The organism is Nocardia sp. bgisy134 (assembly GCF_057708325.1).
Map to the genome: position 1 here is coordinate 56,691 of NZ_JBYIRW010000004.1, position 23,827 is coordinate 80,517.

At 67.8% G+C, this 23,827-nt stretch carries 19 protein-coding genes and 1 pseudogene; 15 read left to right on the forward strand and 5 right to left on the reverse strand.

Annotated elements, in window-relative coordinates:
* The first annotated feature begins 89 nt into the window (after positions 1 to 89).
* From AC3ERS_RS09175 to AC3ERS_RS09190, 4 genes are read left to right on the forward strand one after another with little or no spacing between them, the layout of a single operon-like run.
* Entirely contained in the window at positions 90 to 1,133 is a 1,044-nt protein-coding gene (locus tag AC3ERS_RS09175) for a double zinc ribbon domain-containing protein (protein WP_431965520.1), read from the forward strand.
* A gap of 22 nt (positions 1,134 to 1,155) precedes the next feature.
* Complete coding sequence (locus AC3ERS_RS09180) at positions 1,156 to 2,442, forward strand: vWA domain-containing protein (protein WP_431965522.1); 1,287 nt, start codon at positions 1,156 to 1,158, stop codon at positions 2,440 to 2,442.
* Positions 2,442 to 3,098, forward strand: coding sequence for a double zinc ribbon and FHA domain-containing protein (locus AC3ERS_RS09185; protein WP_431965524.1), 657 nt, complete (start codon positions 2,442 to 2,444; stop codon positions 3,096 to 3,098). Before AC3ERS_RS09180 ends, AC3ERS_RS09185 begins: the two co-directional genes overlap by 1 nt.
* A gap of 19 nt (positions 3,099 to 3,117) precedes the next feature.
* Positions 3,118 to 3,660 carry an AAA family ATPase gene (locus tag AC3ERS_RS09190; RefSeq protein ID WP_431965526.1) on the forward strand — a complete coding sequence of 181 codons (543 nt, stop codon included), beginning with the start codon at positions 3,118 to 3,120 and terminating at the stop codon, positions 3,658 to 3,660.
* A 41-nt stretch (positions 3,661 to 3,701) separates the two neighbouring features.
* Here the strand turns inward: AC3ERS_RS09190 and AC3ERS_RS09195 are convergent.
* Positions 3,702 to 3,851: pseudogene (locus tag AC3ERS_RS09195) on the reverse strand (Rieske (2Fe-2S) protein); the annotation flags it as partial.
* Between the two features lie 81 nt (positions 3,852 to 3,932).
* Here AC3ERS_RS09195 and AC3ERS_RS09200 point away from each other — a divergent pair.
* A complete protein-coding gene (locus tag AC3ERS_RS09200) occupies positions 3,933 to 5,423 on the forward strand; it encodes an MFS transporter (protein WP_431965528.1) in 1,491 nt (496 codons plus the stop codon).
* A 1-nt stretch (position 5,424) separates the two neighbouring features.
* On the opposite strand, the gene AC3ERS_RS09205 is transcribed toward AC3ERS_RS09200, so the two are convergent.
* A complete protein-coding gene (locus tag AC3ERS_RS09205) occupies positions 5,425 to 7,068 on the reverse strand; it encodes an AMP-binding protein (RefSeq protein ID WP_431965530.1) in 1,644 nt (547 codons plus the stop codon).
* A gap of 226 nt (positions 7,069 to 7,294) precedes the next feature.
* Between AC3ERS_RS09205 and AC3ERS_RS09210 the strand changes: the two genes are divergently transcribed.
* Both AC3ERS_RS09210 and AC3ERS_RS09215 read left to right on the forward strand, forming a co-directional pair.
* Positions 7,295 to 8,605, forward strand: a complete 1,311-nt coding sequence (locus AC3ERS_RS09210) for a condensation domain-containing protein (protein ID WP_431965532.1) — start codon at positions 7,295 to 7,297, stop codon at positions 8,603 to 8,605.
* Positions 8,602 to 9,858 (forward strand): aspartate aminotransferase family protein, encoded by a 1,257-nt coding sequence (locus tag AC3ERS_RS09215; RefSeq protein WP_431965534.1) that lies wholly within the window; start codon positions 8,602 to 8,604, stop codon positions 9,856 to 9,858. Before AC3ERS_RS09210 ends, AC3ERS_RS09215 begins: the two co-directional genes overlap by 4 nt.
* 14 nt (positions 9,859 to 9,872) lie before the next feature.
* Here AC3ERS_RS09215 and AC3ERS_RS09220 read toward each other — a convergent pair whose 3' ends face one another.
* Positions 9,873 to 10,139, reverse strand: a complete 267-nt coding sequence (locus tag AC3ERS_RS09220) for an acyl carrier protein (protein ID WP_431965536.1) — start codon at positions 10,137 to 10,139, stop codon at positions 9,873 to 9,875.
* A 71-nt stretch (positions 10,140 to 10,210) separates the two neighbouring features.
* On the opposite strand from AC3ERS_RS09220, the gene AC3ERS_RS09225 reads away from it, so the two are divergent.
* The 8 genes from AC3ERS_RS09225 (at position 10,211) to AC3ERS_RS09260 (ending at position 21,574) form a co-directional block, all read left to right on the forward strand.
* The gene (locus AC3ERS_RS09225) at positions 10,211 to 11,806 is read left to right on the forward strand and encodes a GMC family oxidoreductase (RefSeq protein ID WP_431965538.1); all 1,596 of its coding nucleotides are present in this window, start codon (positions 10,211 to 10,213) and stop codon (positions 11,804 to 11,806) included.
* Positions 11,807 to 11,976: 170 nt separating this feature from the next.
* Complete coding sequence (locus tag AC3ERS_RS09230) at positions 11,977 to 13,038, forward strand: LLM class flavin-dependent oxidoreductase (RefSeq protein ID WP_431965540.1); 1,062 nt, start codon at positions 11,977 to 11,979, stop codon at positions 13,036 to 13,038.
* A 25-nt stretch (positions 13,039 to 13,063) separates the two neighbouring features.
* Entirely contained in the window at positions 13,064 to 14,800 is a 1,737-nt protein-coding gene (locus AC3ERS_RS09235; protein ID WP_431965542.1) for a thiamine pyrophosphate-binding protein, read from the forward strand.
* On the forward strand, positions 14,797 to 15,693 hold the full coding sequence (locus tag AC3ERS_RS09240) for a phytanoyl-CoA dioxygenase family protein (protein ID WP_431965544.1): 897 nt from the start codon (positions 14,797 to 14,799) through the stop codon (positions 15,691 to 15,693). Before AC3ERS_RS09235 ends, AC3ERS_RS09240 begins: the two co-directional genes overlap by 4 nt.
* Entirely contained in the window at positions 15,690 to 19,025 is a 3,336-nt protein-coding gene (locus AC3ERS_RS09245) for a non-ribosomal peptide synthetase (RefSeq protein WP_431965546.1), read from the forward strand. The genes AC3ERS_RS09240 and AC3ERS_RS09245 overlap by 4 nt, the downstream gene beginning before the upstream one ends.
* The gene (locus tag AC3ERS_RS09250) at positions 19,022 to 20,461 is read left to right on the forward strand and encodes a condensation domain-containing protein (protein ID WP_431965548.1); all 1,440 of its coding nucleotides are present in this window, start codon (positions 19,022 to 19,024) and stop codon (positions 20,459 to 20,461) included. The genes AC3ERS_RS09245 and AC3ERS_RS09250 overlap by 4 nt, the downstream gene beginning before the upstream one ends.
* On the forward strand, positions 20,458 to 21,330 hold the full coding sequence (locus tag AC3ERS_RS09255; RefSeq protein ID WP_431965551.1) for a phytanoyl-CoA dioxygenase family protein: 873 nt from the start codon (positions 20,458 to 20,460) through the stop codon (positions 21,328 to 21,330). Before AC3ERS_RS09250 ends, AC3ERS_RS09255 begins: the two co-directional genes overlap by 4 nt.
* Positions 21,323 to 21,574, forward strand: a complete 252-nt coding sequence (locus AC3ERS_RS09260) for a phosphopantetheine-binding protein (protein WP_431965553.1) — start codon at positions 21,323 to 21,325, stop codon at positions 21,572 to 21,574. The genes AC3ERS_RS09255 and AC3ERS_RS09260 overlap by 8 nt, the downstream gene beginning before the upstream one ends.
* 75 nt (positions 21,575 to 21,649) lie before the next feature.
* On the opposite strand, the gene AC3ERS_RS09265 is transcribed toward AC3ERS_RS09260, so the two are convergent.
* Both AC3ERS_RS09265 and AC3ERS_RS09270 read right to left on the reverse strand, forming a co-directional pair.
* A complete protein-coding gene (locus AC3ERS_RS09265) occupies positions 21,650 to 22,336 on the reverse strand; it encodes an SGNH/GDSL hydrolase family protein (RefSeq protein WP_431965555.1) in 687 nt (228 codons plus the stop codon).
* 10 nt (positions 22,337 to 22,346) lie between these two features.
* Positions 22,347 to 23,807: a GMC oxidoreductase gene (locus tag AC3ERS_RS09270; protein WP_431965557.1), complete on the reverse strand. Its 1,461-nt coding sequence runs from the start codon at positions 23,805 to 23,807 to the stop codon at positions 22,347 to 22,349.
* Positions 23,808 to 23,827: the final 20 nt, after the last annotated feature.

Sequence of the window (23,827 nt, forward strand, 5' to 3'; positions counted from 1 at the left end):
CACCCGACCAACCGACTTCGACCGTGAGTGCCGACGTGACCCCATCTGTGAGCGCCCCTACGACCTCCCCGGCGGACACCGTGCCGACCATGCCACTGGCGACGCCCGCCGCGCCGCCGCCTACCTCGCCGCGCTGCCCCGACTGCCAGGAGAGCGTCTCGGTCACCGATCGGTACTGCGAAGCCTGCGGTCGCGAACTCAGCGCGCGCCGGGTCGCGCTGCCGCACCCGGAATCCGAGTCCGCGCCGCCGCGCCCGTGCGACGCGTGCGGCGCGCAGCAGTACGACGCCGACGGCTACTGTCGCGGCTGCGGCCAATTGCTGGCCCCGCGTGACCGTTTCGAGGCCGATTTGGGCGCGGTGTGCGTGGCCACCGACCGCGGCATCGCGCACGCGCGCAACGAGGACTCGGTCGCCGCCGCCGTGGTGGACGGCGCCGCCGGGCCGCAAACCGTCGTCATCGTGGTGTGCGACGGCGTCTCCACCTCCGAGGATCCGCAGGCCGCCTCCGGCACGGCGTCCCGCTCGGGTGTGGACGCGGCGCTCACCGCGCTCGCCGAAGGCCGCGACGCGCCCGATGCCGCGCTGGCCGGACTGGCCGCCGCGGCACAAGCGGTCCGCGATATCGCGGAGGACGAGACCCACGCTCCCTCCTGCACGTACGTCTCGGCGATCGTGCGCGGCTACGACGCCGACACGGTCGAGATCACGGTCGCGAATGTCGGTGACAGCCGCGCGTATTGGCTCGTGCCCGCACCCGGCGCGCCCGACATCCCGCCCTCGCAACGGCTCACCGTCGACGACTCGTGGGCTCAGGCCCTGGTCGACGCGGGCGCGATGGACGAGCAGACCGCCATGAAGGACCCCAGGGCGCACACGCTGTTGCGCTGGCTCGGCGCGGACTCCGGCGAACGTCCGTGGTCGGACACCTGCGTGCGCGCCTTCCGCACCCGAGGTCCCGGCCTGCTCCTCCTGTGCAGCGACGGACTGTGGAACTACCAGCCCGACGCGCACGGGCTCGCCGCGCTGGCGACAGCGGCCGAGCCGATGCGGGCGGCCCGCGACCTCGTCGAATTCGCCCTGCGCAGCGGGGGCAGCGACAACATCACCGTCGCGCTCGCGCGGGTGCCCTGATCGACCAGCCAGGAGAAGTACTGTGAATTCTGTTGCCGACAACGGCATCTCGGTGATCGTCGACCAGAACGAGTACCTCGCGGAAGGCGTGAGCACGGTCGACGCGGTGGTCACCGTGGAGACCGGCGCCGATTTCGTCGCCGCCGGGCCGCCGCCGGAGCGGGTGGAGATCCTGATCATCGACTGTTCGGGATCGATGGGCAACGCCAAGAAGCTCGAAGGCGCCCGCGGCGCCGCCATGGCGGCGCTGGACGCGCTGCCCGACGGCACCCGCTTCGCGATCGTGCAGGGCACGTCCATGGCCCGCCTGGTCTTTCCCACCGACGTGCCCTCGCTGCCCGCGGACGCGAACACACGCGCGGCGGCGCGCCGAAAGCTCGACAAGCTGCGCGCCGACGGTGGCACCGCCATGGGCACCTGGCTCGGCTTGGCCCGGCAGCTGGCCAAGAAGCACGAAGGCGCCATGGTGCACGCCATCTTGCTCACCGACGGCAAGAACGAGCACGAGTCCCCGGAATCCCTGGCCGCCGAGATCGCCCAGTCCGAGGGCGTGTTCACCTGTGACTGCCGTGGCGTCGGAACCGATTGGCGGGTGGACGAATTGCGCGCCATCGCCTCGGCGTTGCACGGCACCGTCGACATCGTCGCCGATCCCGCGCACCTGGCCGCCGATTTCGCGGCGATGACCCACAACGCCATGGCGAAGGCGATTCCCGAACTGACGCTGCGTGTGTGGACTCCGGCCGGGGCGACGGTGCGTTTCGTCAAGCAGGTCGCGCCCGCCATCGAGGATCTCACGGCCCGCCGCGTCGAGGCGGGCGCGCAGGTGGGCGAGTATCCGCTCGGGGCCTGGGGCGCCGAGGAACGGGATTATCACGTGCAGGTACGGGTGGAGCCCGCCGCGCCGGGCCGGGAGAAGCTCGCGGCGCGGGTCAGCGTGCTCGCCGGCGACGAGGTGGTCGGGCAGGGGCTCGTGCGGGCGGTGTGGACCACCGAGACCGAGCTGTCGGCCCGGATCAGCAGGCGCGTCGCGCATTACACCGGCCAGGCCGAGTTGGCCGACGCGGTGCAGGAGGGTCTGACAGCCCGTAAGAACGGCGATGTGGAGACGGCGACGGCCAAATTGCGGCGCGCGGTGCAGCTGGCCGCGGAATCGGGCAACGAGAGCACCGCGAAGCTGTTGCGCGGGGTGGTCGAGGTGGACGAGCGCAACGGCACCGTCCGGCTGCGGTCCCGCGTCGCGGCCGCCGACGAGATGGCGTTGGACGCTCGCTCGACCAAGACCGCGCGGGTCCGCAAGGAGTCCTGATGGTGACCTGCCCCGAAGGACACCGTTCGACGGCGCTCGACTACTGCGATGTGTGCGGAGCGCCGGTCGGGGAGCCGCCGACGACGGTGGCCGCGCCGCGCTGCCCGGCCTGCGGTGCGCCGAGCGGCGGACGCTTCTGCGAGGCCTGCGGTCACGATTCGGCCCTGTCGCCGTTGCCCGATCCGCCCGCACCCGACCCGTCCTCGAGACCGGTGGCCGCCGAGCCCGCGACGGTGCGGGTATCGCCGGTGACGTGGATCGCCACGGTCACCGCCGATCGCGCCTTCTACAACCGCGTGCTGGCGCGCGAGGGGCCCGACGCGGACCGCGTCGAGTTTCCCGCCTACTATCCGCCGCGCCGAATCACCTTGCAGGGCAGCGAGATCCTGATCGGCAAGCGCAGCGTCTCACAGGGTCTGCACCCCGATATCGATCTCGGCATCGCTCCCGCCGACGCGGGCGTCTCCCGCGCCCACGCGCTGCTGCATCTGACCCCGACCGGTCTCACCGTCACCGATCTGGGCTCCACCAACGGCACCAGCCTCAACGACAGCGATGATCTCATCCCCGCGGAGCAGCCGGTCGCGCTGCGCAGCGGCGACCGCGTCCACGTCGGCGCCTGGACCACCATCACCCTTACCGCCGAGCCGGCCTGAGGTCTGCGATCATGGCCGGATGGCCTCCGCCGTCTATCTGATCACCGGTATTCAAGCCGCGGGCAAATCCACGGTGGCGCAAGCGCTCGCCGAGCGCCTGCCCCGTTCGGCGCACGTGCGCGGGGACACCTTCCGCAGATTCGTGGTGAGCGGCCGTGCGGAGATGAGCCAGGAGCCGTCGGCGGCCGCGCTCGATCAGCTTCGGCTGCGCCACCGGCTCGCCGCGTCGGTCGCCGACGAGTACGCCGCCGCGGGCTTCACCGCGGTCCTGCAGGACGTGGTGCTCGGCGAGTTCCTGCCGTACACCGTCGACCGGATCCGCACCGATCCGTTGTACGTGGTGGTGCTCGCACCGAGCCGCGAGGCGATCGCCGCCCGCGAGGCGGCGCGCGGCAAGGACGCCTACGACACGTTCACGGTCGCGGCACTCGACGCCGCACTGCGGGACACCACACCCCGGCTCGGGCTGTGGCTCGACACATCGGAGCTCACCGTCGCGGAGACCGTCGACACCATCCTCGACACCGCCCGCCCGATCGAGCGAAAACCGGCCGAATTCTGAGCGTCCGCGGCGCTACATGTCCTCGCGCACACAGCGCGGCGCGCGAGCGGCTTGGTGGCGGGTCCCTCCAGCACCGTGCCGTCCGGCGCGAAGCGCGAGCCGTGCGGCGGGCAGTCCCAGGACCGTTCCGCGTCGTTCCACCGCAGGATCCCGTACAGGTGCGAGACCTCCGTGGTGACCCCGTCGACGGTTCACCAATGCCTTACCACTGGAGTGAATCGCTGACTATAGTTGCGCAACAACGGGTTTACCTAGGCCGACTAGGAGATGCCATGGCGCAGAAGGTAGTTCGCGGGTGGATTGCGCTGGCGGCGCTGGCGTTGGCGACGTTGACTATCGGGTTGGATGTCACGGTTCTGACGGTCGCGTTGCCGACGTTGGCGGTGGATCTAGACGCGGGGACGTCAGCGTTGCAGTGGTTCAGTACCGCTTATACGTTGGTGCTGGCGGGGGCGATGCTGCCCGCGGGGTCACTGGGGGATCGGTTCGGGCGCAAGCGGTTGCTAGTGGGGGCCTTGGTCGTGTTCGGGGTCGCGTCGGTGGCCTGTAGTTTCGCCGACAGTCCGGGGCAGTTGATCGCGGCGCGTGGATTTCTGGGTCTGGGTGCGGCGGTGATGATTCCGCTGTCGATCGCGGTGGTGCCGGTGTTGTTCAGCGAGGCGGCGCAGCGGGAACGGGCGATCGCGATCTGGGTGGCCGCGGCGGCGTTGGGGTTGCCGTTGGGGCCGATTCTGGGCGGCTGGCTGTTGAATCATTTCTGGTGGGGGTCGGTGTTCCTGATCAACATCCCGCTGGTGGTGATCGGTGCCGCCGCGGTGATCGCGTTCGTTCCGGAGTCTCGTAGCGATACCCGCGCGCCGATCGATGTGCTCGGGGTGGTGTTGTCGTCGGCAGGATTGCTGTGTCTGACATACGGGTTCATTCGGGCCGGTCAGCAAGGGTGGGGCGAGCGGGTGTCGACCGGAGCGCTGGTGGTGGGGTTGTTGGTGCTGGCGGTCTTTGTGGTGTGGCAGTCGCGGGCGGCGAACCCGTTGATCGATCTGGGCCTGTTCCGCAGTCGGGGGTTCGTCACGGGTTCGATGTTCGTGGCGGTGGGGATGTTCACCTTGTACGGGTTGTTGTTTGTGCTGCCGCAGTATTTTCAGGCTGTGCTGGGTGCCGACGCCCTCGGTAGTGGGTTGCGCCTGGTGCCGATGATGGCCGGATTGATCGTCGGGACGAAGGTGGCGGATTCGCTGCGAGAGGCGCACGGGGCGCGGGTGGTGCTGATCGTGGGGTTCGTGCTGCTGGGTGTCGCCTGTGGTCTCGGTGCGACGACGTCGGTGGACACCGCCTACTGGGTCACCGCGATCTGGACTGCGCTGGTGGGTGCGGCGATGGGCTTCGTCATGCCGACTGCGTTGAGTATGGCTGTCGGTTCGGTGTCGGTGGACAAGGCCGGTGCGGGCTCGGCGTTGATTCAGGTGTTCCGTCAAGTGGGCGGCACGATAGGTGCTGCGGTGCTGCCATCGGTGGTAGCGGCGGGGTATACCAGCGGATTGGGGGAATTCGATGTTGCTCCGATTCGGGACAATGTGACGGCAGGGGTCGCGCTCGGTGCCGGGAATCCGGATCTGGTGGAGCGGGTGCAGTCCTCGTTCGTGTCGGGTATGGCGTTGATGCTGTGGCTGTGTGTGGGCATGTGTGTGGTGTCGGTCCTGGTGGCCGGGTTTCTGACGCCGGGTCGTGTGCCGACGGTCGAGGCGTCGGAGTCGGTGCGTTGAGTCAGTGCACGGCGTCGTCGGCCAGTTCGTAGGTGTCGTAGTCGCCTTGATGTAGCCGAGTCCACATGATGCGCCGGCGGGGTTTGCCGCTGGTGGTGCGTTCGATGGTGCCGCGTTTGGCGCGGAAGACGCGGACGAGGGCGTCCGTGCCGACGCTGCGGCGCACGATGTGGCGGACTTGGCGGGGGTCGATGTGGCGGTCTTCGATGACGACGCCGATCTCGACCCCGTGCTGGCCGTGTCCGGTGAGTGCGACGACGCGGTTGCCGTCGAGGGCGCACCCGGCGGCGACGGCGGTTTCGATGTCTTCGGCGAAGACGGTGACGGCGCGGACTTTGACCGAGTCTCCGACGCGGCCGATGGGGTAGAGCTGGCCGTGCACGAGTGCGGCGACGTCGCCGGTTGCGAGGGCACCGGATGTAGAGTGTCGCAGGGGAATTCGTCCGGCCGCGGTTTGGTATCCGGTGGCGACGCCGGGCCCGCCGACGTTCACTTCCCCGGTGCGGGTGCGCCGGGCAGGGGTGTCGATGTCGACGGTTACCTCGGTGAGGGGGTGCCCGCAGCCGACGAGCCAGCGACTGGTGTCATCGAGGTGGGCGGACATGAGGTTCACGGGCGTGGTGAGTTCGTTTGTGCCGTACGGGGTTTCGATCAGCTGCACGGGCTCGCCGGGTCGGACGCCGGTGACGGCAAGGGTGGCTTCGGCGAGCCCGTACGCGGGGCACAGGGTGGTGTCATCGAATCCGTGCGGGCCGAGGAGCTCGACCAGGGCGCGCAGGACGGTCGCGTCGATTCGTTCGGCGCCGATGATGAGGCTGCGCCAGCCGCGGAAGTCCAGGCCGGTGAGATCGTGGGGGTGAACCTTCGACAGCAGGTGGGACAGTGCGAAGTTCGGGGCTGCGGTGATGGTGGCGTGGTCACGGCCGAAGCGGGCGAGCCAGCGCAGGGGATGCTGGATGAACTGGAGCGGGGTCATGGCCTGAATGGTGAGGCCGTGGGTGACGGGTGCGAGGAGGCAGCCGATGAGGCCCATGTCGTGGTAGGGCGGGAGCCAGGTAGCGACGCGGTCGTTGTCGGTGGCGCCGAGCCAGGTGGCGATGGCGTGGATGTTGGCTTCGAGGTTGGCGACGGTGACCCGGACGCCTTTGGGCGTGCCGCTGCTGCCGGAGGTGAATTGCAGCAACCCGATACCGTCGGGTTGGCAGCCGGGGAGTGATCGGTGTGGTGCGGCGGTCGCGGTCGGGTCGATGATCGCCGCGCCTTCGATGGTGGCGACCGCGGGGTCCAGCAGGGGTGCCAGTTGTGGTGTGGTGGAGACGAGTACGGGCCGGGCGGCCTGTAGCAGTGGCGTGATCTTGGTGCGGTAGGTGGTGTCGCTCTGCATGGGCAGCAGCGGGGGTAGCGGGTTGGGTGTGGCGCCCGCCAGGAGCGTGCCGAAGAAGTCGATGAGGAAGGCGTCGGCGGCCGGTTGCACGATCGACACCACGTCGCCGGGGCGGATCCCGGCGGCGAGGTAGCGGTGGGCTGCGGCGTGGACGTGTTCGCGGAGCGTACTGTAGGGCCGCTCGTCCCAGTCGTCGCGTCGGGCGACGTGTATTCCGGTGGCGGTGTTGGGCTCGTCGAGCCAGGTCAGGATTCGTCTCATAGCGGCCGCCCCCTTGGTGTGGCGCCGTGTGCACGCGCCGATGTCGATGTCGGGTTTGTCGTCGGTTCTCGGCGTGCCCGATTGTATCGGCCGATGTCGTCTGCGGCCATGCTGGTTGTGCGCGAAATGAACTGCGCTCCAGAGCAACTCGTAGACTCTTGGGTAGACTCGGTGCCGTTCCGCGAGCGTCGTCCTCCGGCAGTGGGACGGCGGGGAGGAGGCCCTGATGGCTGTCGAACGGTCGGGCGTCGCGTCGGCTGGGCAACGGTTGATCTGGTTGCTCGAGCGATACGGTGGCGACGGGGGAGCGCTACACGTGTGTGGCGCGTACCGGTTGCGTGGGGTCGTCGAGGTGGGCGCGCTGGTCGCCGCGGCGGGGGCGGTGGTGGATCGTCACGAGGGGCTGCGCAGCACGTTCGCGCGATCGGGTCATGAGTTGACCCAGTTCGTGCACGCGGCCGCGGATCGACCCGACGATGTTGTGCGGGTGGTCGATGTCGCGGCCGGGGATCTCGCGGGTGCGGTCGAGGAAGAGTACAGGCGGCGGTTCGACCTGGCCGCTCAGTGGCCGGTGCGTTTTCGGTTGTTTCGGCTGTCGGAGGCCGAGTCGGTGCTGGTGCTCTATGTGCATCACATCGTCACCGACGGCTGGTCGATGGCGGTGATCGCCGATGATCTGAAGTCGTTCTACGACTTGCGGACCGGTCGCAGCGAGGAGGTGGCGGAGGCGCCGGTGTGGCATCCGATCGATGTCGCCGAGTGGCAGCGCCGGCGTATCGAGGACGGCGCGCTCGCGGTGAAGACGGCACGCTGGCGTGAAGTGCTCGGTGTCGGGCAGCCGGTGAGTGTGCCTGCGGTGCTGGAGGATCCCGCGCCGGCGGGTAGCGGGGAGCGTGGAGTGTTGCGCTATGAGATGCCTGCCTCGTTCGCCGGGGTGCTGCGCGAGATCGCGCGTCAGGAGCGTTCGACGTTCTTCGCCGTGCTGCTGGGGGCGTTCGCCGGATATCTGGGGCGCTGCGCGGGGGAGGATCGGGTGCTGTTGCCAGCGGTGTTCGCCGACCGGTCCAACCGGAGGGTACGCCGCACCGTGGGGTTCCTGATCAATCTGTTGCTCGTGCCGATCGAGGTGGCCGACAGGGATTTCGGTGAGCTGGTGCGGCATGCGCGCACGGTGGTGTTCGACGCGATCGCCAATCAGGAGGTGCCGTATCACACCGTACCGATGCCGCCCGGTGTGCGCGGGGGTCGCCAGCAGCCGGAGGTGTTGTTCGAGTACGGTTCCATCGATGTCGAGTACATGAACGTGCCCGGGCGTACCGTGCAGTTGAGCGGTGTCGAGGTCGAGCCGTACGAGGAGGTCGCGTTCACGGCGACACCGTTCGCGGTGGAATTCCATTTCGGTGACGTGGCCGACGGGTTGCACGTCAAATGCCTGTACCGGATCGAGCGCACGAGCGCAGCGGCGCTGACACGGTTCCTGGACGGGTTCGTCGCCTATGTGGGCGCAGCGGCATCCGACTACACGGTGGCGTCGTGACGACCGGCGGTGCGGCCGAGAAGGCAGACGTGGCGGCGGAGGCGGTGTTCGACGGGCATCGCCGTCATGTCAGCGACGGTATGGGCCGGCTGCTGCGGATGATCAAGGCGCCCGTCGAGATTTCCAGTGCCGGCTGTCATATCACCGATGCCCAGGGTGTGCGGTATCTGTCGTGTGGCGGTAACGGGGTGTTTCTGTTGGGGCATTGTCATCCACGGGTCGTGCACGCGGTGACCGAGCAGCTGCGGACGCGGCCGCTGGCGTCGCATCTGCTGGCCGATCCCACGATGGTGGCCGCCGCGAGCGCGCTGGCCGCGGTCACCCCGGGCGGGCTCGACCACCTCACCTTCACCAATTCCGGGGCCGAAGCGGTGGAGATGGCGCTCAAGCTGGCCAAGGTGTCGGGTCGGCATCGGATTATCGCCATGGACAACGGTTTTCACGGCAAGACGTTGGGGGCGCTGTCGGTCACCGGACGTGATCGGTACCGCGACGCGGTGGGTGCGCTGCTGCCGGGCGTCGTGCATGTGCCGTTCGGTGACATCGCTGCGGTCACGGCGGCGCTGGCACAGGGGGAACCGGCGGCGGTGATCGTCGAACCGGTGCAAGCCGAAGGGGGCGTGCGGATTCCGCCGGACGGGTATCTGGCGGCGGTGCGCGCGGCGTGCGATCGGCACGAGGGTTTGTTGATCGTGGACGAGATTCAGACCGGGCTGGGCCGGGTGGGCAGTCTGTGGGGGTGTGCGGCCACAGGTGTCACGCCCGACGTCCTGTTGTGCGGCAAGATCCTCGGCGGCGGTGTGGTGCCGGTCGGCGCGGTCGCGGCCACCGCTCAGGTGCACGCGCCGCTGGATCGAGATCCGTTCCTGCACACCTCGACCTTCGGCGGGAATCCCGTGGCGGCCGTGGCGGTGATGAGTGCGCTGTCGGTGCTCGAGGACGAGGATCTCGTCGCGCGCAGCCGGGTGGTGGGTGCTCGCTTGCTGCCCGAGATCGATGCGGCGATGCGGGCGGGGTGCCCGGATCTGGTGCGGGAGGTGCGTGGCGTGGGTTTACTGATCGGGATCGAGTTCAGCGGGCAACGGGCGGCGATGGCGATGACCCGGGCGCTGCTTCGGCATCGAGTGGTGGTGTCGCACACGCTCAACGCGAGCGAGGTGGTGCGATTGACGCCGCCGGCGATACTGGCCGAATCCGATATCGAGTGGCTGCTCACCGCGGTGCGGGCAGCCGCGAGTGAGCTGCGCGGGTGAGCATGCGCCGCGGATCAGGCGGCCGAGTTCTCCACTGCGGCACGGACATAGGCTTCGACGTCGTCGACCGTACGGATGTCCTGTGCGTCAGCTTCGTTCATCGGTGGCAGGCCGAGCTCGTCTTCGATGGCGACAGCGAGCTCGAGCAGGGCCAGGGAGTGGAAGCCGAGCTCGTCGACCAGATCCGCCTGCCCGATCGGACCGTCGATCTGCCCGGGGGCGAGTCTGCGGATGATCCGATGGACGGTGTCGTGGATCGGATCCTTCGTGGGTTCGGTCATGCCACCCGACGATACGGGACGACGACGCGGCCGGTCCATGGACCGGCAGCACCGCATGGATGGAACAGGTTATGCACCAACGTGATTCGTTCGACTATGTGATCGTTGGTGGCGGCACCGCGGGATGCGTGCTGGCACACCGGCTGAGCGCGGACGCATCGGTGTCGGTGCTGCTGCTCGAGGCGGGCGATGCGGTGATCGCGCCCGAATCGCGGATGCCCGCGGCGTTCACGTCGTTGTTCAACACGCCGTTGGACTGGCAGTACCACACCAGCGCCCAACGCCACCTGGACCGGCGGCGGTTGTTCTGGCCGCGGATGCGGGGTCTTGGTGGCTGTTCGGCGATGAATGCGATGATCTACATTCGCGGCAACCGCGCCGACTACGACCGCTGGTATGCCGAGTTCGGCGCCGAGGGCTGGGACTACGCCTCGGTGCTGCCGTATTTCCTTCGCGCGGAAACCAATCTGTCGCGCCGTGACCGGTTCCACGGGACCGACGGCCCGCAGTACGTCGAGGATCGCCGCTACACCCACGACCTGAGCCTGGCGTGGGTGGAGGCGGCGGTCGAGGCCGGGCTGGTTCGCAACGACGACTTCAACGGCACCGACCAGCTCGGGGCGGGGTTGTATCAAGTGACGTGCCGGGAGGGGCGGCGCTGGTCGGTCGCCGACGGCTACCTCGCCGCGGCCGCCGATCGGCCGAATCTGCGGATCCGCACCGGTGTGCTCGCCAGTTCCGTTGTCCTGCTGCGGTCACGAGCGGTCGGTGTGCGCTACCTGTGTGAGGGGAGGGAGCACATGGTGCGGGCAGACTCGGAGGTGATCGTGGCGTGTGGGGCGATCGGGTCGCCGCAGCTGTTGATGCTGTCGGGGATCGGCGCGCCTGAGCAGCTGCGCGCGGCCGGGATCGAGGTCGCGGTGGCGTTGCCGGGTGTGGGCGCCAATCTGCACGATCATCCGATCACGCCGCTGGTGTGGCGGTCCACCGGGACCACCGATCTTCGGCTGGATCTGGCCACGCCGCGCAATGTGCTGCGCTGGCATGCCGGCGGCACCGGGCCGCTGGCTTCCAACATCGCTGAAGCCGGCGCCTTCCTGAACACGGCGAATTCCGCCGGACCGCCCGATATTCAGGTCCATGTGACGCCAACGGCATTCTTCGACAACGGGTTACGTCCACATGAGGCGCCGATGGTGACCGCCGGGGTTACGCTGGTGGAGGTACATAGCCGGGGGCGGTTGTCGTTGCGCAGCGCCGATCCGCGCGCGCATCCGACGCTGCAACCGGACTATTTCGCCGATCCGCGAGACCTGTCGGCGATGCTCGCTGGATGCCGCCGGGCCCTCGACATCGCCGGGCATCCGAGCTTCGCACGTTATCTGCACAGCCCTTACCTGCCCGGAACCGACGCGCCGGGGGAGGAGGCGGGGCTGGCCGCGCATGTGCGGGCCTGGACGCAGACTCTCTACCATCCCGTCGGCACATGCGCGATGGGTCGCGGGCCCGATGCGGTGGTCGATGCGAGCCTGCGGGTGTATGGGGTTCGAGCGCTACGGGTCGTCGATGCGTCGGTCATGCCCTCGATCGTGCGCGGCAACACGAGCGCACCAGTGATCATGATCGCCGAACGCGCCGCGGATCTGATCCGTACTGCGAGAACATGAGTTTCCGTATCCTGTTGCGCGGATTGCTATCTGGATACTGTTCTACGTAATTGCATTGTGCCAGAAGGTGATTGGTCAACTCAGCGGTTCATCGCCGGTGGTGTGTGTGGTAGCGTGGCCTGCGGTGACGCCCGGACGGCGCGCCACGTCGATACGACGGGGGACAAGTCGTGCATGTCGGCTACGAGGCTGCTTTCCAACACCGCTCCGACCTTCCGGACGGCGAATTCATCGAACGTGAGCTCGAATTCTGCGTGCGAGCGGAGGATTCGGGATTCGACTCGGTGTGGCTGACCGAGCACCACTTCAGTAACTACGGGCTGGTCCCGGACCCGTTGCAGATGTTGACCTACATTGGAAGTCGCACTCGCACAATTCAATTGGGCACCGCTGTGCTGGTGCTGCCGTGGCACGACCCGGTGCGGCTCACCGAGCAGGTGATCCTGGCCGATCATCTCAGCGGCGGACGGCTGGTCCTGGGCCTGGGGCGAGGTCTCGGGCAGGACGAGTACGAGGGCCTGCGGGTGCCAATGGAGCAATCGCGCGCCCGGTTCAACGAGTACGCGCAGATTCTGCTGCACGGCCTCGAGACCGGGATCGTGGAGGGCGGACCGACGGTGCGTCAGCCGCGCCGGGAGTTGCGGCCGCGTCCGCGCGGCTCGTTCGGTGGCCGGGTGTTCTCGGCTACGGTGTCCCCGCAGTCGGGTCCGCTGATGGCGCGGCTCGGGCTCGGTGCGATGTACATAATCGTCAAGCCACTCGAGCTGATTCAGCTCGATCACGAACGCTACTGCGATGCTTGGCAGGAGGCGCACGGGCAGGGCAGCGAGCCGCCGCAGCCGCTGTTGTCGGCGACCGTCGTCGTCGACGAGGACGAGGATCGCGCTCTCGAGCTGGCCGCGAAATACGATCGCGCCGCGCATGCGGTGGCCGTCGACCACTACGGCATGGCGAAGCCGGAATTCGGGACAGTCAAGGGGTACGAGTACTACCGGGTCATGCGCGCCAGCACCGCCGGACCCGCTGCGGGCAGTACACCCGCGACCGTCGTCTACGGCACCCCCGACCAGGTGTTGGAGAAGCTGGCCGATTACAAGAAGCGCCTTGATCTGCAAGGGGTGCTTGCGATCTTCCACGGCATCCCGGAGGAGGAGGGCGCGCGGAGCCTGGACTGCTTCGTGCGCCACTGCCTGCCCGAACTGCAATCGTGGCCAGCGCGATCGTCGTTCTGAGATCCGAAGGCGGGGACCACCACCCATGATCAGTACCTCTGCGCTGACCGGGGAACAGACCGTCAGCGATCACGTCGCACAGTGGCTGTGCGATCACGACATCGACCACCTGTACACGCTGCCGGGCGGCATGATCGCGGCGCTGCTGGATGCGGTGCATCGCAGCGGCCGCACCCGCATCGTCACCCTGCACCACGAACAGGCGGTGGCCTTCGCCGCCGATGGTGAGGCCCGCTACAACGGCACCCCCGCGGTCGCGTTGGCGACCGCGGGGCCGGGCGCCACCAATATGCTCACCGCGGTGGCATCGGCCTACCTCGATTCGGTGCCCGTGCTCTTCCTGGTGGGGCAGGTGCAGAGTTATCTGCTCAAGGGCGCTCGGCCGGTGCGGCAGTATGGGTTTCAGGAATGTGACATCGTCGCCATGGCCGAACCGGTCACCAAGGCATCGTGGCGGGCCAAGACCGCCGAGGAGATCCCGGCGCTGCTGGACGGGGCCCACGCGCTGGCCGTCGAGGGCAGGCCCGGGCCGGTGTTGATCGAGTTGCCCGCGGATCTGCAGACCCAGCCGGTGTCTCGGCAGGCGCGGTTCGACCGTATCGCCGAGGCGGCGGGTGAGCCGTTCGCCGACGCGGACGCGGTCGCTGGCCTGCTGGATGCGTTCACCGCCGCCGAGCGTCCACTCGTGTTGCTGGGCGGCGGTATTCACGCCGCCCGAGCGGTGCGGGCGTGCCGGGAGTTGCTGCGCGTGCTGGGCGCTCCGGTGGCGGCATCGATCACCGCGCTCGACGTGCTGCCTGCCGGTGACCCGCTACGGCTGGGCATGATCGGCATGTACGGCAATCGGTGGGTCAATACCGCGGTCGGTGACGCCGATTTCCTGCTGGTACTGGGCAGCAAACTCGATTTCGGCACCCTCGGCGCCGATGTCGGTGCGATCACCAGGGCCCAGACGGTGTTCCAGGTCGACCGTGATGCCGGGGAGATGCAGCGGGTGCGCACAGCGCGCACTATCGTGGCGGATCTGGGTGAATTCCTGGACGTGGCGGTGTTCCTCGCCCGTCAGCGCGCCTTCCCGGGCCGCGCGGAGTGGATCGGCCGCATCGACGCCCTCCGCCGCAGGTACCCCGACACCGAGGAATTGGCTGGCTGCGCGGGGATCAATCCGAATGTTCTCGTGCGGCAGCTATCGTCGGTGTCGGCGGAGGCCGGGGCGTTCGTGGTCGACGAGGGCCAGCACCTGTGGTGGACGTGTCAGTCGATCCAGCCCCGCGCCGGTCAACGGTTCTTGCCGGCGCTGGGGTTGGGACCGTGCGGGTGGGCGTTCCCCGCCGCGATCGGCGTGGCCTGCACCACGGGTCGCCCGGTGGTGCTGATCGCCGGTGACGGCGCGTTCCAGTTCAACATTCAGGAACTGCAGACCGTGGTGCGGTACCGGCTGCCGGTCAAGATCGTGGTGGTCGACAACGGCTGTCACGGATCGGTGCGTCAACTGCAGGAGCAGGCCTTCGCGGGCCGCTACCCGTCCACCGTCGAGGGGTACGACGCACCGGATTTCGCGCGCGTCGCCGCCGCCTACGGGATGGCGGCGCGCACGATCGGCGAGCCGGGTGAGGTGGAGTCCGCGCTGGCGTGGCTGTGGGGCGAGGACGGACCGCGACTGCTGCATGTGCGCATCGCCCAAGAGCTCAACGTGTATCCGAACGTGCCCTTCGGCGCGCCGATCACCGTCATGGAATCCCGGCCACAGGAGGACAGATGACCTCGAAGGTCACCGGCGCGGTGGACGACACCACCCAGGACCTGCCGGCCGCGTCCGATATCGCGTTCTACGCCGAGCACGGCTGGTGGGTCTCGCCGGTGATCATCCCCGAGGAGGTGCTCGATACCGCGGTGATGGGCGCCGAACGCCATTACGTCGGGGAACGTGATCATCCGCTGCTGATCACCGGCGGGTACCTGGACTGGCGACCGGAGCAGGGAAATGTGCTGCGGCTCAACGATTATGTGTCGTTGCAGAACGACGACATCCGGGCGCTGGTGGAGTTCACGCCGATCGCGGCGATCGCGGCGCAACTGGCGCGCACGCCGAGTGTGCGGCTGTTCCACGATCAGCTGATCTGCAAACCGGCGGGCTTGGACCCGGCCGAGTCGGCGGTCGGCTGGCACACCGATATCGCCTACTGGCAGACCTGTTCATCGCGAGACATGCTCACCGCGTGGATTCCGTTCCAGGACTGCGACGCCGAGATCGGCGCGTTGTCGTTCCTCGACCGCAGTCACCGCCGTCTGGATACCGAGTGGATGCGCACGTTCGGTGAACAGGACCGCGACAAGCTGGAGGATTCGCTCAGCGAGGTGGGGGTGTCGCTCGAGCGAATCCGGCTGCAGCTCAGACGCGGTCAGGTCAGCTTCCATCACTGCCGCACCATCCACGGCTCCGAACCCAACCGCAGCGACCGAGACCGGCTCGCACTGGCGGTGCACTTCCAGGATGCGACGAATCAGTTTGTGCCGCACGTAGATTCGTCGGGGAGAAGGACCGTCCATGTCAACGACCTGCTCTGCCGCAAGGACGCGACCGGTGATCCCGATTACGCCGACCCCGATGTCTGCCCGATCCTGTGGCCCGATGGAAAGGCACAGCGCCCGTGACGAAAACGATCTCGGATACCTTCCACAACGACCTGCCCTGGTGGACGAATCGTTTCGCCATCCGCTACCCGGAGTCGGGTCTGCCGTTGTTCAAGCGCCGCTCCGGGGTGTACCGGCGCAAGAGTCAACGCATCCAAGCGGCGGTGCCGGAGCCGCTCGCGGGACTGTTCGATGATCCGGCGACCCGGCTGGAGCTGCTGCTGACCGCCGTCGCCGGGGTGCTCTACCGCTACCACGGCACCGACGAACCCCGGCCCATCGTCGTCGGCGTCCACACCGGCGCACGCGATGCCGTGATTCCGGTCCTGGTGCAGGTGCATCCGCGCATGTCCTTCGCCGAGCTGCGCGCGGCGTTGCGCGACTCGGTCGAGCAGAGCGCCGCGCGACCGGACTGGTCGGCGAGCGCGCTGTTGGAAGCGCTCGGCATGAGCGAGGTCACCAACCGAAATCCCTTGTACCCCGTGCTGATTTGCACCGGGCCCGATGCGGGCGATGACGAACGCAACGACGTCACCGTCCACGCCGGGACCGGGTTGCCGGTCGAGTTGGAGTACAACGCCAATGTCGTGGACAGTGCCACCGTCGAACGTTTCGGCCGCCATCTGGCTGTGTTCACGGCCGACGGACTCAGCCATTCCGACTGGTGCATCGACACCCTCGACTACCTGACCGCGGACGAACGTGCCGTGATCGTCGAGCAGTGGTCGGGGGGACCTGTCGGGCAAGCCGACCCGCGGTGCGCGCATCACCTGGTGGAGGAGGCCGTCGAGAAGTTCGCGGACGCACCCGCACTGATCTTCGGTGCGTTGACATTGACATATCGGCAGGTGAACGAGCGGGCGAACCGTCTCGCGCATCATCTGCGCGGACTCGGTGTCGAGGTCGGCACGAGGGTGGGGTTGTGTGTGCCGGCCACGCACGACATGCTCATCGCGACACTGGGAATCCTCAAGGCCGGTGCCGCAGTGGTGCCGATCGTGCCGACCTTCCCCGAAGCACGTAACCGGGTGGTCGTCGAGGATTCCGCGATGACGGTCGCGGTCACCGAATCCACACTGACCGGCCTGTTCGACGGGGACGCGATCGCGCTGGTGTGCTTGGACACCGACACCGAGGTCATCGACCGCGCACCCGCCACCACCCCTGCCGTGGAGGTGCGGCCCTCGGACGTGATCTATCTGAACTTCACTTCCGGCTCGACCGGCCGCCCCAAGGGGGTGGCGCTGCGGCATCGGACGCTGGTGAACCTGGTGTTGTGGCAGCGCGCGCGGGGGATCGATCCGGCGGGGCGGGTGACATTGCAGCGCACCTCGATCGGGTTCGACGTGTCGTTCCAGGAGATCTTCGCGACCTGGGCATTCGGTGGCTGTCTGCTGGTGGCGTCCGACGAGATGCGCGACGACGTGTCCGTGCTACCGGAGGTGATCGAACATTACGCGGTGACGCGGGTGTTCCTGCCGGCGGTCGCGCTCGATCAGATGGCGGTGGCAGCGAACCTGACCCAGCGGTCATTGGCCTGCCTGGACGAGGTGATCGTGGCGGGGGAGCAGTTGCAGATCTCCATGCCGATCCGCCGGTTGTTCCACCGGCTCGACTGCCGCCTCGACAATCAGTACGGGCCCACCGAAACCCATGTCGCCACAGGCCATCTGCTCGAGGGACCCAGCACGCGGTGGCCGGAGTTGCCGCCGATCGGCACACCGATCGCCAACGCCCGCATCTACATCCTGGACGCGCACGCGCATCCGGTCGCGGCGGGGGCGCCGGGGGAGATCCATATCGGTGGTCTCGCTCCCGCGCAGGGCTACCTCGACGAAGACCAGAGCGCGCGCAGTTTCCTGCCCGACCCGTTTCTCGGGGACGGCACTGTCATGTACAAGTCCGGTGACATGGCACGGTTTCTGCCCGACGGCACGATCGAGTTCCTGGGCCGCCGTGACGATCAGGTGAAGATCCGCGGGTATCGAATCGAGCTGGCCGATATCGAGACCTACCTGCTGCGCATCCCCGGCATCCGGCGCGCGGCAGTGACGGTACACGAGTACGAGGGCCTGGGCAGGCAGTTGTCGGCGTATCTGATCGGTGAGGAAGACCATCCGGATCCGGCGCGGGTGCGGGAGTTGCTGCTGGAAGAGCTTCCCGGGCATATGGTTCCGGCGACCTCGGGAATCGTGTTCACCACCGGACTACCCACCACCGCGACCGGCAAGGTCGATCGGCGTGCGCTGGCCGCGCCGCCGCGCGAATCGACCAGAGGTGGTCTGCTGCAAGGTGATACGCAGGAGAACGTCGCCAAGGTGTGGGCGGCGGCGCTGGGCATGGAATCGGTCGGCCCGGACGACAACTTCATCGAACTGGGTGGACACTCCCGAGTCGGGATCCAGGTGGTGGCCCAGCTCAACGAGCTCTATTCGGTCGCGCTGCCGTTGCGGACGCTGCTGCGCGGCACCACCGTCGCCGCGCTCGCCGCCGATATCGACGCGCTGCGTGGTATCACCCCGGCGGCCAGTGTGGTGACCAGCGAGGCCGCCGCGGAGCAGGACCATTCGGCGACACCGATCGAGTTGCCGAACGGTCGCACGGTGATGGCGCTGCAACCGGCCGAAACCCTGTACCTGTATCTGGATGTGTCGCAGCGGCGCACCTACGACCGCGGCGGGATCCGCTATCCCGACTCGGGGCGCGTGTTCGACGTCGGTGCGCACATCGGCCTGTTCACCCTGCATGCGCTGGAGCAGTCGCCGGGGCTCGAGGTGTTCGCGTTCGAGCCGTGTCCGCCGCTGTTCGATGTGTTGCGCGCGAACACGAAAGGGCTTGCGGGTGTGCGGTTGTTCCCGTTCGGGCTCGCGAGCCGGGCGGGCACGGGTGAACTGACCTTCTACCCGAACCTCACAGGCATGTCGTCGTTGCATCCGGATCCGGGTCAGGAGCGGGCGCTGCTGTCGGGCATCCTCCGCAATCTCGGTGAGCTGGAGAACGATCCGGGCAACGCACTGCTTGCCGAATCGGCCGAATACCTCGACGAACGCGTCCGTGCCACCACCTACCCCTGCGAGCTGCGCACGCTGGGGCAGGTGATCGCCGACACGGGCACCGAGCACATCGCTCTGCTGAAGATCGACGTGCAGAAGGCCGAACTGGATGTGCTGCACGGGCTGGGGCCCGAGCACTGGCCCAAGATCGAGCAGGTCGTCGTCGAAATCCACGACCTCGACGGACAGGTAGATCGGGCACGTGATCTGTTGTCCGGCAACGGTTTCCAGGTGAGCGTGCAACAGGATGCGCTGCACGCCGGGACACCGGTGCACTTCCTCTACGCCGTGCGGTCATGACAGCGCAACCGCAGGATGCGGCGTTGACGGTCATCCAGGAGCAGCTGTGGCACCTGGATGCGCGGGTCGACGCCGCCGCACTCAACCTGAGCTACGCGCTGCTGATCGAAGGACCACTGAACGCGGTGGCGCTGCGAGACGCGTTAACCGATGTGATTGCCGCACAGTCGAGTCTGCGCACCATGTATCCCGAACGAGGCGGCGTTCCGGTCGTGGTCGTGTGCGATGCGGCACCATTCGAGCTGACGGTCGTGCCGGTGGCGGATTTGGCCGAGGCCGCGGATCTGATGTGGCGCGAACGCGAGTCGAGCTTCGATCTCGCGCGCGCGATCCCGATACGGGTGATGCTGCTCGCACTCGACACGTACACGCATGTGCTGCTGGTGACGCTGCATCACATCGCCGCGGACGGCTGGTCGATGCAGCTGCTCAGCGTCGCGCTGTCGAAGGCGTATCGGTGCCGACTGTCGGGTACGGCATCTGACCTCGGGCGCGATGTCGCCGATTGCCTGGCAGTGGCTGCGGCCCAGCAGGACTGGCTGCACAGTGACGCCGCGACCGCCGAACGCGACTGGTGGATAGAGCATCTCGCGGACACGACACCCCGCTGGGCGAGCACCCCGGTGGATCACCGCCCGGCCATGAACCTGGTGCGGTGCGTGCGCACGATTCCGAAGCCGGTGGTCGCCGAGCTGCGCAGCCTGGCACGCAGCGGCAATGTGTCGATGTATGCGCTGTTGCTGACAGCATTCGGGGTGGTGCTGGGGCAGCGCTCCCCCGGGCAGCTGCGGCCGGTGATCGGCACGTTGGCGGCCAATCGCCCATCGCTGGCCGCGTCGCAGGCGCTGGGCGCGCATTACAACGGGCTGCTGCTCGACGTCGACCTGACCGGTGACCCGTCGCTGGCCGAGTGCCTGTTCCGCACCGCGAGCAGGACGGTGAGCGCGCTCGACCATCAGCGGTTGCCGTTCGCGCGCGTGCTGGCCGGGCTGCGCCACGAGCTGGGGTGGAAGACCGGTATCCCGCATGCGACGTTCCTGATGGACCGCTACCCCATGGAGTCGCTGGCCCTGGCCGGATGCACGGTGACCGGAATGTACCTCGAGCACGACCGCCGTATCCCGGCAGCGACCGCGTCGGATCTGACCTTCTTCGTGCGAGAGACGCGAGATCACCTGACGGTGACCGGTTTCGGTGTCCCGGACCTGCTCGGCGCCGCTGAGTTGGCGGAATTCACCAGCGCCTATCTGGGGACGCTGACGGCGCTGTGTGAGTCCGCGGAGACGCCGATCGCGGAGCTGGAGTCATGGATCGAGGAGGCAGATCCGCCCGGCGACCATGCACCGCCGCGCCCACCGGCACTGCACACGATCATCGATATCAGCCCCGCCGACGCCTTGAGTCCCATGGGGCATCCCTCAGGAGTGATGACATGACGATGCCAGCAGACGACCGCCTGGCGCTGCTTCCATCCGAGGCCGACATCGCCCACTACGAGGAACACGGTTGGTGGATCTCACCGAAGCTGCTGTCGGCCGAGGAGATCGATGAGGCCTGGTTCGGCGCCGAACGCTACTACAGCGGCGAACGCGACGCGGTCCTGCCGTTCGAAGCCGGCACCGACTGGACCGAACAGCGCGGAAACATATTGCGGCAGAACGACTACGTCTCGCTGCAGATCGAACAGCTATGGACCCTGGTGCATCACCCGATGATCGCGGCCACTGCGGCCCGCTTGGCTCGCACCCCCTCGGTGCGCTTGTTCCACGACCAGCTCATCAACAAACCTCCGCAGGTGAGCCACGAAGTCTCCACTGTCGGCTGGCACACCGACATCGCCTATTGGAAGACCTGCTCGTCGCGCGAGATGATCTCGGCATGGATCCCGTTCCAGACGGTCACCGCCGATATGGGCCCGATGACAGTGATCGACCGCAGCCACCGCTGGCACCGAAACGATCGTCTGGAGTTCTTCCACGAGTGGGACCTCGACGCCATTACCGCGCGAATCGCCAGTGACGGTGCGGAATTGGTGCCTGTCCGCCTGCTCATGGAACTCGGCCAGGTCAGCTTCCATCATTGCCGCACCATCCATGGCAGCCTGCCCAACTCCTCCGACCGGCCGCGCGCGGCATTGGCCCTGCACATGCAGGACGCCACCAACCGGTACGTGCCGACCGTCGACGACCACGGCAACCGACAGTCACACCTGAACGACTTCCTGTGCCGGACAGACGAATCCGGCAACCCTGACTACACGGATCCCGATGTGTGTCCCGTGCTGTGGGAGGAGCCCCATGAGTGAGACAACCCTCGACGACGACATCAGAACCGTGCTGGCCGAATTCTGGCTGGAACTGCTCGAACTCGCCGAGATCGCCGACACGGACCGCTTCCTCGAACTGGGCGGCAACTCGCTGAAGGCCACCATGCTGGCCAACCGCATCGAACTCACGTGGGGTTTCCGCCCATCGATGGAGGTGGTCTTCGCCAGCTCCTTCGATGAGCTGGTCGAGTTCTGCGCGGTCGAACGCGGCCGCGAGCTGTAGCGGTGTCCCGGGTTTCGCATTTTCCGCGGATCCGCCACCATGGTGCGACGGTGAGAGCCTTCTTCGTAGGCCGGGTTATCCCTGGGATCGGGGGATGGCGGTAGCGAGAGTCTTGATGATCTCGGTCGCGACGACGGCATGGCCGGCCATGGTGTAGTGGATGTTGTCGCTGCTGACGAGGTTGGTGCGCTGGCGGATGGGGTGGCCGTCGAGGTCGAGCAGGATGGCGTCGTAGCGGTCGGCGATGCGGCGGATGATGTCGTTGAAGGTTTGCAGGCGCACACGGAAGGGTTGCAGCTGAGGGTCTTTGATGTCGTCATCGAGGGTGGAGGTGAGGGTGCGGGCGCCGGTGCCGGTGATGGCGGAGAAGAGGCGGTCGAGGTTGTCCTCGGTGGCGGCGTAGTCGGGGCGGGCGACCCATAGGTCGTTGCCGCCGCAGCCGATCAGGGCCAGGTCGGGCTCGAATGTGAGGACAGGTTCGAGTTGGTGGTCGAGCACCTGGCGGCTGGTGGCGCCCATTTTGCCGGTGTTGAGGTAGGCGACCTCGCCGACTGCGGTGTGCAGGGCGGCCATCAGCCGGTCGGGCCAGGCGATGGTGCGGTAGCCGGGATAGGGTTCGCCGACCCCTTCGGCGGTGCTGTCACCGACGATCGCGACTCGCCGCCAGGGCGCGTCGCGCAGCAGGTCGGCGGCGGTTTCGTCGGCGATGCAGAGTGGGTCGGTCTGCTCGGTGAGTTCGTTGGCGCTGGATGTGGCCCCCATGGTTGCGACGTTACTGGGCGTGTGTGCCGTGCGCAATGGCCTGTGCGGTGCGTACGGCGAGAGCGCACGCGGTGAGAGTCGGGTTGGCGGCGGTGGCGACGGGAATCAGTCCGGTCCCGGCCACGTAGAGGTTGTCGGCGCCCCAGACCCGCCCGAAAGAATCTGTGACGCCGTCGGTTTCGGTGATGGACATGCGGGTGGTGCCCATGAGGTGCATGGAGGCGCCGGGGCTGGTCAGTTGTGGGGGACTGGTGGGCACGGTCGTGCCGAGAAGTGCCGCGGTGGCGCGCAGGTCGTCGAGAGCGGCGCGGTGACGAGCGCGGTCGTCGTGGGTGAGGGTGTAGTCGAAGGTCGGTTGGGGCAGGCCGGTGGAATCGGTTGCGGCGCTGTCGAAGACGATTCGGTTGTCAAATCGCGGCTCGCTGCTGGTGTACCAGTACAGGGACAGGATGAGGCGATCGTCGATGCGGCCCTCCAGCATCGGCGAGTCGTGGCCGTCGGAGACGACGAGGCGGTGGAAGGGATGGTCGTGGTCGACGGGCACTTCCACGCACGCGCCGAACCCGTCTTCGCGCATGTCCGGGTCGAGGACGACCTGCGCGAAGGCGAGGGGGTGGTCCGTGAGATAGCGTCCGAGGGCCGAATCCGGGTCGCGCATGCCCGAGGCCCACAGCAGGGCGGGGGTGCGGATCGCGCCGGCCGCGACGACGAAGATGTCAGCTTCCAGGGTGGAGACCACCCCGGTGCGCGAATCGAGAAGCTGTGCCCCGCGCACGCGGCCGCCGCGCAGGTCCAGGCGGCGTACGGTGGCATGCCGCACGGTGATCGGTGCGTGGTCGATGATGTCGGCGGGGCCGGTCCAGTGGATTCGGCCGTCGACGGCGCTGGCGGCGATCGGGGCGTGGCGAGCGGCGGGAAATCTGTTGTCGCGCAGGGTGTTCAGGACGAATTCGTGCCGGCGTGAACCGGTGGCGAGATCGGCGCCGACGGCGAGGAGTTCTTCTGCGCAGGTGTAGAGGAGTTCCCATTCGCGCATGTCGATGCCGTGCCATTGTTCCAGGCACGGGTCGGGCCGGGGGGCGAAGCAGTTCCACAGGATCCCCATGCCGCCGAAGGCGCTCGTGGTGCGAGCGGCAGTCATGTTGCGGTCGCGGCGTTGGACCGTGTTGATGCCGTTGCCGTCGGGCATGACCGGTGGCGACGCGGCCTCGACCGATCGTGCGGGCGGGAAGGAAACCGGCCGCAACAGCGTGCGCACCAGGTCTGCGCGCAGCGCGGTGTCGGTGCGGCACATGTCCAGGTTGCGCACATGCGTGGCGGGTGTAGCCGAGATCGGGGTTCCGGCGTCGACGACCAGGACATCGAGGCCGACATCGTGCAAAGTCCTGGCGGCAACGGCTCCGGCGAGCCCGTGTCCGATGACGACGGCCTCGGCAAATCGTGATGAGGCACAAGACATTTCAGTTCGCATTCGCCTATAGTGGCGGAGAA